Source organism: Acidobacteriota bacterium, from assembly GCA_026393755.1.
Classification (GTDB): domain Bacteria; phylum Acidobacteriota; class Vicinamibacteria; order Vicinamibacterales; family JAKQTR01; genus JBAXOX01.
In genome coordinates, this window is sequence record JAPKZO010000036.1 from 42,661 (window position 1) to 56,218 (window position 13,558).

General features: G+C 65.4%; 12 protein-coding genes. 7 read left to right on the forward strand and 5 right to left on the reverse strand.

Annotated elements, in window-relative coordinates; all coding sequences use genetic code 11:
• Positions 1–180: 180 nt before the first annotated feature.
• Together NTV05_15540 and NTV05_15545 are read left to right on the forward strand one after the other, a co-directional pair.
• On the forward strand, positions 181–1,326 hold the full coding sequence (locus NTV05_15540; protein ID MCX6545812.1) for a hypothetical protein: 1,146 nt from the start codon (positions 181–183) through the stop codon (positions 1,324–1,326).
• Positions 1,327–1,387: 61 nt separating this feature from the next.
• Complete coding sequence (locus NTV05_15545) at positions 1,388–1,594, forward strand: CsbD family protein (protein ID MCX6545813.1); 207 nt, start codon at positions 1,388–1,390, stop codon at positions 1,592–1,594.
• A 57-nt stretch (positions 1,595–1,651) separates the two neighbouring features.
• On the opposite strand, the gene NTV05_15550 is transcribed toward NTV05_15545, so the two are convergent.
• On the reverse strand, positions 1,652–2,470 hold the full coding sequence (locus NTV05_15550) for a hypothetical protein (protein ID MCX6545814.1): 819 nt from the start codon (positions 2,468–2,470) through the stop codon (positions 1,652–1,654).
• A gap of 110 nt (positions 2,471–2,580) precedes the next feature.
• On the opposite strand from NTV05_15550, the gene NTV05_15555 reads away from it, so the two are divergent.
• On the forward strand, positions 2,581–3,636 hold the full coding sequence (locus tag NTV05_15555) for an AI-2E family transporter (protein ID MCX6545815.1): 1,056 nt from the start codon (positions 2,581–2,583) through the stop codon (positions 3,634–3,636).
• A gap of 29 nt (positions 3,637–3,665) precedes the next feature.
• Positions 3,666–4,505, forward strand: a complete 840-nt coding sequence (locus NTV05_15560) for a methyltransferase domain-containing protein (GenBank protein ID MCX6545816.1) — start codon at positions 3,666–3,668, stop codon at positions 4,503–4,505.
• Between the two features lie 21 nt (positions 4,506–4,526).
• On the opposite strand, the gene NTV05_15565 is transcribed toward NTV05_15560, so the two are convergent.
• Complete coding sequence (locus NTV05_15565) at positions 4,527–5,909, reverse strand: hypothetical protein (GenBank protein ID MCX6545817.1); 1,383 nt, start codon at positions 5,907–5,909, stop codon at positions 4,527–4,529.
• 5 nt (positions 5,910–5,914) lie between these two features.
• Entirely contained in the window at positions 5,915–7,396 is a 1,482-nt protein-coding gene (locus NTV05_15570) for a hypothetical protein (GenBank protein MCX6545818.1), read from the reverse strand.
• 181 nt (positions 7,397–7,577) lie between these two features.
• Here NTV05_15570 and NTV05_15575 point away from each other — a divergent pair, with 181 nt between their 5' ends.
• Complete coding sequence (locus NTV05_15575; GenBank protein MCX6545819.1) at positions 7,578–8,393, forward strand: ice-binding family protein; 816 nt, start codon at positions 7,578–7,580, stop codon at positions 8,391–8,393.
• A 15-nt stretch (positions 8,394–8,408) separates the two neighbouring features.
• Positions 8,409–8,843, forward strand: coding sequence for a hypothetical protein (locus NTV05_15580; GenBank protein ID MCX6545820.1), 435 nt, complete (start codon positions 8,409–8,411; stop codon positions 8,841–8,843).
• A 67-nt stretch (positions 8,844–8,910) separates the two neighbouring features.
• Here the strand turns inward: NTV05_15580 and NTV05_15585 are convergent, their stop codons facing one another.
• Positions 8,911–9,060, reverse strand: a complete 150-nt coding sequence (locus NTV05_15585) for a lmo0937 family membrane protein (GenBank protein MCX6545821.1) — start codon at positions 9,058–9,060, stop codon at positions 8,911–8,913.
• A 176-nt stretch (positions 9,061–9,236) separates the two neighbouring features.
• Positions 9,237–11,564, reverse strand: a complete 2,328-nt coding sequence (locus NTV05_15590) for a transglycosylase domain-containing protein (protein ID MCX6545822.1) — start codon at positions 11,562–11,564, stop codon at positions 9,237–9,239.
• 405 nt (positions 11,565–11,969) lie between these two features.
• Between NTV05_15590 and NTV05_15595 the strand changes: the two genes are divergently transcribed.
• Positions 11,970–13,508, forward strand: coding sequence for a hypothetical protein (locus NTV05_15595; protein MCX6545823.1), 1,539 nt, complete (start codon positions 11,970–11,972; stop codon positions 13,506–13,508).
• The last annotated feature ends 50 nt before the right edge of the window (positions 13,509–13,558 follow it).

The following is a 13,558-nucleotide window of genomic DNA, read 5'->3' on the forward strand; positions in this document are numbered from 1 at the left end:
TGTGCCGTTGGGAACACCCCCCCGCGTGGCTGGTTCAGATGATCGTGCCGGGGAGGCCGGGTGACCGCGGCCAGCCGGTGGCCTGTGCGTTCTTGTACATCCGTCCAGCAGCCGCACTGGTACGCTCGGGATATTGACGACATGTTCGAGCCGGTGTGTTCGTTACCGAGGAGGACTTCGATGAAACGTTTCAGGCACGTGATGATTCTGGGGGTTGGACTGCTGGTCGCGAGTGCCAGCGCGGCGACGGCCCAGCGCCCGGGCTTTCGCCATCTTCTGACAGGCACCTATCAGCTTGATCTCAACCAGGGCGACGATCCGCAGCGGGCCGCTCAACGGGCTGCCAGCGCGGTGCCTTCTGACCAGAGGGACCGGACGTATCAGAGCCTGCTGGCCCGGCTAGAGGCGCCCGATCAGATCGCGATCGAGCGCCATGCGAACAGCGTGACGATGGCGTCAACGCGAGCCGCGCGCGTGACATTCGAAGCTGACGGCCTGGACCGCCAGGAAGAATGGTCTGCTGGGCGAACCATGAACACCCGCGCCACTCTCGAGGGGGAACGGCTGGTGGTGGTGACCACCGGTTATCGAGGCAGTGATTTCACGGTGACCTTCGATCCGATGAACAACGGCCGCAGCCTGTACATGACGCGCACCATCGATGATGAGCGGCTCCGTCAACCAGTGACGGTTCGAAGCTCCTATCGGCGGCTGTCGAATGAGGCCCGATGGAACATCGAGACCATCGGGACTCCAGGCCCGACCCGCAACGTTGTCGGACCGGGACGCGATGTCGGCGTGCCGGATGGCACACGCTTCATCGTGGTGCTGGACAACGACCTGACCACGGCAAATGCACGTGAGGGCGACTCCTTTACGATGACCACCCAAAGCCCGTCACAGTATGCGGGCGCCGCGATCCAGGGGAGCGTGTCCTCCGTGAACGATTCGGGACGCATGAGAGGACGGGCGGGCATGATGCTGAACCTGCAGAGTATCCGGTTTCGCAACGGCCGTTCGTATCAGTTCGACGGGATCATCGTGGACGTCCGCACGCCAGGCGGAGAGACGATCAGGGTCAATCGAGAAGGCGGCGTGGATAATCGCGACGGCCAGACCCAGAAGATCGTGGAACGCAGCGTCCTTGGCGCAGCGCTCGGCGCGCTCATTGGCGCGGTGGCCGGCGGCGGCAAAGGTGCCGCCATCGGTGCGGCGATTGGCGCGAGTGGGGGTGCCGGCACGGTCATGATCGAAGGACGGGATCGGCTCGATCTGCCGCGCGGCACGGAGTTGACCATCCTGTCGGGCGACCCAAGGAGACAGTAAACGATCGCCGACGGGTGGTCACATCAGCAGATCACGGAGAACTTCACACAGGAGACGGCACATGTGGAACAAAGATGAACGCGACGGGAAGATCGATCAGGCGAAGGGTCGGGCCAAACAGGCGGCGGGCGATCTGACCGGCAACAAGGACTTGAAGGCCGAGGGTCGAAAGGACGAGGCTTCCGGCAAGGTGCAGGAGGCGGTCGGTCACATCCGTCGAGAGACCGGCGACGCTATCAAGGACATCGGCGCCGCAATCAAGAAGTGAACCCGGGCCGGCGGCCTGCTTTCGCGCAGGCCGCCGGCGGGTCGGGAACCGACTCGGCTACCCCTTCTTGATCGGCACGCGAACGTCGACCGCCTGATCGAGGCCAAGCGACAGCACCGTGCCGCGCGGCAGGTGGATCTGTGGACCGCGCTGGTTCATTGTCACGGCCGTCCCGGCGCCTCCGCCGATGGCCCCGCCAATCGCGGCACCCTTCTTGCCGCCGAAAATCGCACCGAGAATCGCACCGCCGGCCGCTGGGATGCCGATCGTGGCGATATCCTTGTTCTTCCCAGAGGGCGCCAGAAAGCTGACGCGCGCCGCAATCTGGTACCGCTCGTCGCGCCCCGCGACCGACACCGAACTGAAGAGGAGCGCCAGCGTGCCGCGGCCCTTTACCTTCCCGGACGACTGGACCCCCACGACCGCGCCCCGGACAACGCTGCCGGCAGGAATGACCTCTGTGCCGTCGACCAGTATCGCGTTGGTGAGCGTCGCCTCGACCGGATCTTCGACGCGGCTTGAGTCCGAACCGACCGGCGACTCCAATCGGACGGCGAGCCTGGTTCCGTCCGGGACCGTGAATTCGCGGAATTTCGCCATCGCGGGAAGCGGGCCTGGGGTCTGGTTCACCAGGCGCACGTCGACGATTTGACCGCGAGGGACCACGCGAGTGGCCGACCCCACAGTGATGCTCACGCTCTGATCGTCGAGTGCGGCGAGCGTTCCGGTGACGACGCCGCCGTCCTGTCGCGTGACTTCGATCTGGGTGCCGACCGGCACCTTTTCAAGATTGACTTTGCCCGAGCAGCCGGCACCGGCAACCACGAGCGCGAGACCGACGGCCAGCAGGATGTTCTTCATGGTGTTGTCCCTCATCGCCTTCAACCTCCTGATTGTGCAGCCGATGCGACGTACGGGCGTGTTCACTTTGGAACAGCCTGCCGTCAGGCGCCAGAGGTACTGTCCACGATCGAGGCGTCCGAAACATGTACCGGTTTGTCCAGACAATCACTGCGGTGGCCGTCGGCGCCGTGGTGCTCTACAGGCTGGAACGCATTGCTGTCGCGTTGATTGTCGCGATGTTGTTTGCGTACCTGATTGCCCCGCTCGTGCAATCCGCCGAGGTTCCGTTACGCGCCGTGAGAATCCCGCCGCGCCTGTCGCGAGGGGTGGCCATCGGCATCATCTACGCAATCATCGCCGGGGTCGCGTGGGGCGGAGCCGCAATTCTCCTTCCAACCGTGTCCCAGCAAGTCGATGAGGCCGCGTCGCTGGCGCCAGGCTACGCGCAGTCACTGCGCACGTGGCAGGGAGGGTGGTCGAGGTACTACCAGCGGTTGAGACTGCCGATCGAAGTGCGACGACGCGTCGACCAGGGGTTGGGCGACGTTGGCGATCGCATCGTCGAAGGTGTACGGAACTCGCTCGTCGCCGGCTTCGGCATCCTCTCGTACCTGCCGTGGCTGGTGTTGATTCCCGTTCTGTCATTCTTTCTCCTGAAAGATGCCGAGCGTCTCAGGCAGTCCACCCTCGACGCGCTTCCAGAACGCTTTCGCGGGCGCGGATACCACCTGTTCGACGAGCTGAACACGACGCTGGCCGCCTACATTCGCGCGCAACTTCTGGCGTGCCTGCTGGTCGGCGTCGTCTGCGGGCTCGGGTTTGCAGCGCTCGGTCTGCCGTATGCGGTCCTGCTCGGCGTGCTCGCGGGTGTGGTCGAGTTCATTCCGTTTGTCGGCCCGATTCTGATCATCGTCGTCGCCGGCATCGTCGGAGCACTGCACGCACCAATGCTGGCGGTCTATTCGACCGGTTTCCTCGTGATCATGCGGGTGATCGAAGACTACGTGATCTATCCACGCCTGATGGGAAACGGTGTCCATCTGCATCCATTGGCCGTGATCGTCGCGGTACTCGTCGGCTTCGAACTAGGTGGACTCGCCGGGATATTCCTGGCGGTTCCGGTCGTCGCAGCCTTGTCGGTGGCCTGGCGTCATGGGCTCGGGTGGCTGAGCCAGCCGCACGGCCCCGTTGAGTTATGAGCGACTGGGGCAGGCCGGGAGGACGTGCCGTGCTCACTCGCGGGCGACGCGCACGCAAGCCTGTCCGTCTGACGCCCGCCAAGCGGTATCGGCGCTTCTGGGCCGACCTGGGCGACCGGTTTCCCGACCTGGGCGGGGCAGCCTCGACGCGGTACTACGCAGACAACGAACGCCGTCTCTTCACTGATCACTTTCCGTCGCTGAAGGGCCTGAGCCTCTTCAAGACCGACCTCTGGGACGAAGCCAGAAACACGCGTATCCTGGTCTGGGCTGGCGAGCAGGGCGCCCGCGTCTACGGCATCGACATCTCCGAGCCCACCGTGATCCGGGCTCGCGCCGCCTTCGAGCGCAAGCCGAACGGTTGTCACGGCACGGTGGCCGATCTTCGCGAGCTGCCCTTCCTCGACGCGAGCTTCGACGCGATCTACTCCATGGGAACGATCGAGCACTTCGACGAGACCCAACGGGCGATTGAGGAGATGGCTCGCGTGCTCAAGCCGGGCGGGCGCGCCATCGTCGGCGTGCCGAATCGTTACGATCCGTTTCTCCGGCCCGTCTTCGTGGCTGCGCTCCAGGCTATGGGGCTCTATGCCTATGGCGACGAAAGATCCTACTCCCGCCGTGCCCTGAGGAAGATGCTCGAGCGGGCCGGCCTCGAGGTGGTTGCCGAAACGGCGATTCTGTTTGTTCCGGGCTGGCTCAGAATGATTGATCTCGCGTGTCATGCGTGGTGCCGGCCGCTCGCGACGGTCACTGGCGCCCTCGTCTGGCCGTTCGCCTTTCTCGATCGCCACTGGCCAGCCGTGCGGCGACATGGGTATTTACTCGCGACGATCGTCGTGAAGCCGGACGCTGCGGCCGCGGGATGAGAGGGGAGCGCCGGCGCCGCGTCACCGTTCCTGAACCCGACCCTTCACACCTGGCGTGTGCACGTCCAGCCGCGCAGCCATCACCGCAAAGAGAAGCCAGTAGTGCCTGCAGTTCAGCAGATCGGTCGAGATCGCCTCGATGAGGAACGCCGTTCCGGCTCCGGCGTAGGCAGCGGCCTCCCACCGGAGAAGCGCGGATCCGGCCAACAGACGGCGGATCGTCGAGCCGCCCGCGATCAGGATCAACAGGAGAGCCGCAAGTCCCGCTGCCCCGAGTTCGGCCACCGGCTTCAGGTAGGTCGAGTGAGGGGTGATGAGCCAGATCGTGCTCGGAAACCGACCCTCGCGCTGCAGACCGGATGTGAAGGCCTCTTGACCTGCGGGCCCAACACCTGCAGGCCACGAGCGTTCAATCGCGAGAAGGCTGGCGCGCTTGTTGAAGAGGTACGTCGTCGGCATCACGACCCAGTTGTCGTCGCGCCACCGAAACGACGCGAGCGGCGTGCCGCCGACCAGTTGAGCCGCGCTCATGTTCGCGATGGCGGTTCCCCGCAGCACCATCACGTGCGATCCCAAAGTGAAGACGGATGCCACGATCACACACACTGCGACAGCCAGCCCCAGCCGCACGCGTGGGCGGTGGGGTCGGGGTCCCCGCCGGATCGGTTGAGCCAACGCCCACATCACGCTTAGAGCGGCAGCCAGACACATCGCGGTCTTCGAGAACGTGGCGCCGAGACCCAGCACCAGCAAGAAGACGAGCGCACGATCGCGGCGCCGCCATCCCTGCCTCATTCTGCTCGCGACAAACAGGGGAACCGCCATCAGAATCATGCTCGCCAGCATCTGCGGGCCGGCAGTGAGCGCCTGCGCCCGGGCAGCGTGTCCGAGGTAGGGAACAGGCGTCAGCGCGACGGTCGCCAGTCGATTGGCAAGGCCGGCGTATGACGCAAGGCTGCCGGCGATCCCGATCGCCGCGGCGACGGCGGCCGAGTACCCGAACCAGTCGCCAAAGCGATCGAGAAGACGCGGTGTCGCCGTGAGGCGCACGACGAGGTAGAGACCGGTCAGAGAGACAGCCCCCAAAGTTTCGATGAGCCCGTCTCGGCTGCGTGGCTCGCTCGACCACGCATACGCCAGCACGTTGGCGGCGAGCCATGCGGCCGCCGCAACATCGGTAAGGGCGAACCGCCACTGCACGCTTCCCCGCAACCACATGACAGCCGAGGCGCCGACCAGTAACACCAACACGATTTCAGGGGGTTGGAGTTTGACGCCCAGCCACGGAAGAACCCAGAGACGGTGGAAGGGAAGAACCACGAGGTACCCCGCCCAGAGCGTCGCGATTGCCGCAGACGCGACATCCGCGCCAGGCGAACGCCTCGACGGGTCATCTGTTGCCATCCCAATCAACCGATCCGTGACGCATCAGCCGTGCCGTCGCGTTCCGCCGCCCCGGCCCGCACGGGCCGGCGAAGCAGCCAGTCGATGTTCGCGATGGCCAGGACGACGAGCAGCGGGCCGATCACCGCCCACGCGCGCACGTCGCGGACGTGGAGCGTGAGATCAGAACGGCTGGCAAGGAGGCGCAATGCCACAAAGGTCGCCATCTGGACGAACTCGAGGAGTGCCAGGCCGATTATCAATCGTCTCCACCCGATGGCGGCGAAGGCCGCGACCCACACCGCCATGAAGAGGCCAACCTGAAAGGCGGGAAGCAGCATGACGGCGCCCTGCGGATCGTCGAGCGGCTTGCCTGCCCCAACACCAGCAGGCACAGCGCCGCCGACAAGTTCCGCCGCGCGAGTCAGGACGTGCGCGTACGGTACGCCGAGCAGATATGCGACCAGCACGCCCAGCGTCATGCCCGTCAGTGCCAGACGCGCGCCTGTGCCGCCGGCGCCGTGACGCCAGACCGCGGCGGCGGCGACGACCGCGGCGGCGAGAAGCAGCTGGTAGAACGCGTGGATCAGGAAGAACGGTGATGCCACCAGTGCGGCCGGGAGTGCCACCACCAGCAGCCGGGCGATGCCGAGACCGATGAAGAGCGGTGCCGCGGCGGCCAGACCCAGCGCGCACCGGCGCCACGTGCCGGCATAGGCGATGACCGCCGCCAGGTAGATCGGGATGAGCGGCGTGGAGATGCACTCCTGGGTCACCTCGAAACCGCCCCTGGATGTCCACAGCACATTGACTGCAGCATGAGCCTCAACGCCGAAGACAGAGAGAACCGTTGCCGCTGCACGGCTGATGAAGGCAGCCACCGCGAGAACGCCAGCGCTCTCGACGTAGAGCGGCGACGCGGCGGTAGACAGAAAGAGCAACGCCCCCGCGACAATGATGAAGCGCGGCGTCAGGCGGGCCGAGGAGAACGCCGCGACCGGCGGCGTGACGCGCGTGACGGATTCGCCAACATGATTCCGGTCTCCGGTGTCGCCGTCTGCGCGGCGCATCCAGCCGAAGACGTACGCCGCGACGGCGAGGATGAGCGCCGCGGGCCATGCGTAGAGGTGGAGTATCTCGAACCACACCGGCGAGACGGCGACGCGGCCGAGCGTGCCGATGCGCAGCGTGTTGAGGCCGAGGACCAGCATCAGGCCGCCGCCGGCTCCGGCCAGCCGCATGCGCCGACTGGTTGGGTACGCGAGGATGGCGCCAGCACAAATCGCCAGCGCATCGGCGCCGCTGCACGAGAGAGTGACGTCGATGGAGCCGGCGGGGGCTCCACAAAACGTCACCGCGAGCCGTGACTCAAGTCGGGTAAGAGGCAGCAGCGCGTGTGTCTCGAACCAGGGGAGGCGCAGAAGGCCGAACGAACCCAGGCTCCAGGCCGTCGCTCGCAGGGCGAAACTAGCGGCCCGGGTCGGGCTGTGGACAGTGTCCGTCGGCACGTCGAACCTCCTGGATCGAGACACGGCGCGGACGGAATATACCCAGCCGTCTCGGGATCGGGATGTTCAATAGGGAACAGCCGGTGCCGCGGCGCTGCCATATAGTCACAACGAATAGCGCCGATCCGATATCGGCCGGACCTGATACTCCGCGACGTACGTCGGAACAGGGAGATGCAACATGAAGCGTCTATGCTTCAGCCTGGTTGTGAGTGTGGCATCCGCCGCGCTGCTCGTCGGTTCGTCCTCCGCACTGGCCCAGGTGGCCCCGACACTTGGAACTGCGGGCCAGTTCGGCGTACTCGCGAACTCGGCCGTGACCGGGTCCACAGGATCCGGCACGGTGGTCAGCGGCGACGTGGGTTCTTACCCGACTCCCACCATCAACAATTTTCCTCCTTCGACGGCCGCTGCGCCTTACACGGTTCACCGCTCCGCTGATGGAGTCGTACAGCAGGCGCACACGGACGCCAAGACGGCGTACGATTTCCTGGCCGGCCAGGGCGGAACGACGTTGAATGACAATCTGAGTACCAACGGAATCATCGGCCCGGGTGTCTATTCACTGGGTGCGGCAGACCTGCCGGCATCGACCACCCTCACGCTCAACGGATCGGGCATCTTCATCTTCAACGTTGCGAGCACGCTCACGATGAACACCAGTTCAGCGGTGACCGGCACCGCGAATCCGTGCAACGTGTACTGGCGGGTCGGCACGTCCGCAACGCTCAATGGAACGTCCTTCATCGGCACCGTCATCTCGGACGCGAGCATCACCGTGGGGGGAGGCACCGTGTCCGGGCGTGTCCTGGCTGGAACCGGTGCAACAGGCGCGGTGTCGATGCCTGGTTCCGGCGGCAACACGATCGGCGGCTGCAGCACCACCCCCGTTCCGACGCTACCGCAGTGGGCGGCGGCGTTTCTCCTCGCGGGACTCCTGGGCGTCGGGTACCTTCGGCTGCGGCGCCGATCTGCCGGCACCCAGCCAACGGCGTAAGTCGAGGAGGGGCACGTGGCCGTCTCGGTACCAAAGCGACTCGGGATCGGCGCTCTCGTCCTGCTGGGCACGTTCCTGCTGGGGTACGTGCCCGCCTCTCTCAATGCCCGCGACGCGCGGGCGGAACAGGAGCGGCTCACGCAGCAGTTGATGTTGACTGGACTCGAGGTCCAACTCGGGATGATGAGTTATGAAGCGAACCGAGATAACTACGGGCTCGCCGCCCAGCTGGCCACGCCGTTCTTCGACGCCGTGAGAGGCGCGATTGCGCGTCCAGCCAACCAGGACGCGGCATCTTCGTTACAGGCCGTGATCGCTCGCCGCGATGAGATTACCTCGGACCTCGCCCGGGCCAACCCCGTGGTCAAGGGCAAGCTCGCCCAATTGTACGCAGACTGCTATCGTCTGACGCAGACTCCGGGCGCCGCCCACCCGACCGTTTCTCGTTGAGTTCGCTCCCCCGGAATCGAACGTGCAGAACAACCGCCAGGATGAATCCTGGCGGCCTTCCTCGACATCACGCGATCCGGCGTCCCTGAATCACCCTGATCAGCAACGCGACGACGGCCACCACCAGAAGGATGTGGATGAACCCACCCATCGTGTAGGACGTCACCAGTCCCAGGAACCACAAGACGAGCAGAATGACGAAGATTGTCCAGAGCATGTTGATCACCCACGTGAAATCAGACAGTTGTCTACGTCCCGCCGTTACTTCCGTACCATGAGACTAGCAGTGACGCCCACGAAGGTCTGTCCACTTGTGTACACCGGTTGGCGCGCGTGCGAGATCGACGACGTCGCGTCGAATGACCGTCAGGGCGTCTGTGCCGATGGAGGCCGCTAATGAGGCCTCTCGCGAATTGCCTCGAGCAGAGGCGACACTGCGGTCTTGTTGTCGATCATCGGCGCGGCTTTGGGCCGGCCAGTCTGAGCCTTGGCGGACACTGCTCCTGGGGGCGTCGCGGCAGGGGAGGCTCCAGGCCGCGCGGTGCCGCTCGCCTCCGCCGGCGCCAGCAGCGCCAGGTACTTGTCAATCCCGTCCTCGATCTCGCGGGGAAAGTGCGGCGCCTTTCCGGCGAGCTGGTCCTTGTAGATGCGGAGCATGATTTCGCGGAAGATCGGCAACGCGGTGCGCCCGCCAGTCTCGCTCCCTCCCAGGGGGCGATTGTCGTCAAAGCCGATCCGGACCGCCACCGTGATCCCCGATGCCCCGTAGGTGGATCCCACAAAGAGCGCATCGCGGAAATCGCTCGTCGTTCCGGTCTTGCCCATCACCGGGACCGGAAAATCCCGGGAATCGAGACTGTGGGCCGTGCCATCAGGGAGACGCACGACGCCCCTGAGCCCTTCCTGAATCAACCGCAGGGCGTCGGAGTCAATCTGACGCCCGCGCAGCGGCGCGCCGTACAACAGGTTGCCGGAGACGTCGGTCACGCTCTCGATCACGTGCGGTTCGGCCAGCACGCCCGAAGCAATGGCGCGATAGGCGTCCGCCAACTCGAGCAGCCGCACCTCTGACGCCCCGAGCGCCGTTGACAGATACGGCTGCAGCGGCGATCGGATCCCCATCTCGTGGGCGATCCGGATCACCGTGCCGACGCCAATCTCGCGAGTGATCCACACGGCCACGGCATTGCGCGACTCGGCGAGGGCCTGGCGCATCGGGATGGGGCCCTTGAACTGGTTGTCGTAGTTGGCGATCCACTTGACGCCGCCGGAGTTTCCGAGCGGCACCTCGATCGGCTCGTCCGGCACGGTTGTGTCTATATCCAGGCCGGCTTCGAACGCGGCCAGGTACACGGGCGGCTTCATCGCGGAGCCCGGCTGGCGCAGCGAACCGGTGGCGCGGTTGTAGTCGGAGTAGCGCGTATCGCGATCCCGGTAGACCTGCCGCCCGCCGACCTCCGCCAGAATCGCCGCTTCCGCGTTGCCGAGCACGACCACCGATCCCTGGATCAGCCCCTTCATCTTCGGATGCCGCTTCTCGTAGCTCGCCAGACCGTGCTCGAGCGCTTCGTTCACGATCGTCTGCACGCGCACGTCAATGGTCGAACGGACGACGATCCGTCCCTGGAACAGGTCTTCGACGCCGACGCCGCTCTTGCCGCGCCGGGTCAGTTCGTCGAGGACGTGCTCGACCGCTGCCGGTGCATCGGTCTTGATCGGGCTCAGCGCCACGACGCGGATGGGTTCGCCCTGGCAGCGCTTCGCCAGTTCTTCGGGAATGGCTCCGCTGCGCGCCATGAGGCCGAGGATCTGATTGCGGCGAGCGAGTGTCCGCCGGTTGCCTGCCACCGGGGCGTAGTCGCGCGGCGACTTGCTGATCGCCGCCAGCAGCGCGGCGTTGCCCGCGTCGGCCGGTGTATAGCTCGCCAGGGGTTTGCCGAAGTAATACTCGGAGGCGGCGGCGAAGCCGTAGCGGCCGTTGCCCAGATAGATGAAGCTGGCATAGCGCGCAAAGATCTCGCGCTTGGCCCGCTCCTGCGATCCATATCGCCTGCGCATCTCCTGTTCGAGCCACAGCGTGAGGCGGACCTCTTCCATCTTTCGCAGGAGTTTGTTCACGGCTGACGCGCCCAGGACCACGGAGAGGAGCCGGGTTGGGGCCAGACCGGCGTGGAACCGCACGTCTGCGTCCGGCCGGCTCGTCAGCGTCTGCAGGAAGTACCCGCGGACCAGTTGCTGCGTCAGCGTGGAACCCCCTTGCGGCAGGAGCAGCCGCAAGCCATGGCCGCCCTTCCACCATTCACTGAACGAGCGCGCCGCCATCTTCTGGATCACCCGCGGCAGCGCGCTGTAGTCCACGCCCGAATGAGAGAAGAAGCGCTTGTCCTCGGCGGCGATGATGGCCTGGCGCAGGACGGTCGGTACCTCGTCATAGGTGACGACTCGGCGGTACTCATACGCCACCTCGATCAGCGCCTTGCCGTGCACGTCGTTGACGACGCCGGTGGTGGGAGGCTCGAACCGGATGAACGGCTCGAGGTCCGGCACGCCGGAACGGTCGAAGTAGACGTGGTGGACCAGCCACGCGCCCGTCAGCAGCACGAGCGCCACGGGGAAGATCGCCGCACCGAGGAGCACGACACGCCGTCGCCGCGTGGCTGTCAGCCGGGTAGCCAGGCGCCGTGCGACGCGGAAGAGTGATCGGATTCGAGCCGGCAGCATGTCGTGTGTCCTTCGCGTTCCTGCTTGACGCCAGCATGCCGAAGCGGAGCACGGACGTCTGTTCACTGTTGAACACTGTGGCTCCGCCGCCCCGCGCCACAGGAAGATCCAGCTGACGGGGGCGTGTGCATAAGTGAACAGACGGCGTCACTCTTCGCATCTAGCATGTTGCGGAAGGACAAGTGGCGCGACCGTGTCGGCAGTGTTGAGGGTCGCAGGTTCCGGGCAAGCATCGATTGGCCGCCGAAACGGCGCCGTCGGGTGGCTCATCCAGATGCCGTATTCACAAGGAGGTCAGCAATGATAGGTGTGCTTCGTCGTCGTTGTACCGTTGGTGCCGTCGCGGTCGTTGCGGGACTCGCGCTGGCATCAGGGGCCGCCGGGCAGGGCAGTAGCACGGGTGCCATGCACGAGGCCACTCATCTCGGCGGGCCGACGGCGTTCTACGCGCCACCCTTGAGATCGGCCGCCAACCTGAAACAGATGGCGGCAAGAAAGGGCATGGCGGACGACATCCGGTTGGTGCTGACCGAGAGCGGCATTCCGGAAACGGCGGACGCCGTGCTGGCGACCCTCGCCGGGGCCGGCGCTTCAGTAAAGGGCGGCTTCTGCGACGAGGCGACACCAGCCGATGGCGTCATCGTGGAATGCGAGTTCCGGAAGGGATCAACCCTGCTGTGGATGGCCTACCGGCCCAACATCGGGAAACGAGTCCGCACGCCGGGCAGGCTCGAAGCCGTCAGATGGGCAGGCCCCAAGCCGTTCAAGGCATTTCTCTTCCGCGTGACGAACGACTACAAGATCTACACATTCATCCTGCCGATGGTTTGTTCCAACCTGTCGCTCATGTCGGTCACAGAGATCCCTGGTGAGCCGGTGACCGTATCGATTGACCGGGTGTGCGATCCGGCCACGGGCAACATACGGACCACCGTGAGGGCCAGCAGCAAGGACATGGCGCGCGTGCAGCGGGTGAGCGTGGCGATCAACGGCCAGCCGGCCGGTGAGTTGACCGCGTCGGCATGGACAGTCACCACCACCAGATCCGGCGACTACGCGTTCGACGCCAGCGATACGAAGGGCAGACCGTATACCCTCGCGCCGCGAACGATGCGCGTGGACGCATGCCAGCCGCCGCCGCCGCCGCCGCCCAAGACGGTGATCGCGCCGACGTGCAGCTTTGTGTTGTCCTCCCTTCGAGTGAAGGGCGGCTACGAGATCTCGGTTGACGCGACGAAGAGCTCAACCGGTACGAGCAACGTCGCTCCCGCCATCACGGTGGACCTGCGCGACGACAAGGGCGCAACGGTCGGACAGACCACGCTCGACAGCACCCTCATCGGGAAGATTATGGTGCGGCGGCACGGCATCTATCACGGCACCGCGACGGTGAGGACAGCGCAGCCCTTCGAGGCTGGCAACTTCCGCTACGAGGGCACGGCCACGTGCGAGGCGAGCGTCACGATCGAGAAACCCACGGGCCCAGCGGTCTTCTTCGACGTCCTCGGCGGCAAGGAAAGACGCGTACGCCCGGATGCTGACACGGGCGCGGATTTCGCCCAGTGCTCGCCGCTGGCCGGCGTGAAGTTCGGGGTCGCGAAGCGATTCCGGAACGACGTTGAAATAGCCGGAGCCGTCGGCGTGGCGATCAGTCTGGTCACCGACAGCCAGAAGGTCAAGGAGTCGGAACTCTTTGTCGATGCCGAGGTGAACAAGTATGCGTCCGGCGGCGCCTTCATCGGCACCGGACTCTCGCTCTGGGACATTACGCGGAGCGACACGTGGACGCCTGCCTGGCTTCTGCACTTTGGCCTCCCGCTGTCGAAAGGCGAGAAGCACATGGTGCTCTTCATGGTCGAGGGCCGTCTGTTCTTCGACCACATCGGCGATCCCAGCAACAACTACCTGGTGTGGGCTGGATTGCGGGTGAGACTGGGGCGGTAACGCGCTGGAGTCAACGACAATCAGCAGTCCGTGCTGTCAGGGCCGGTGGT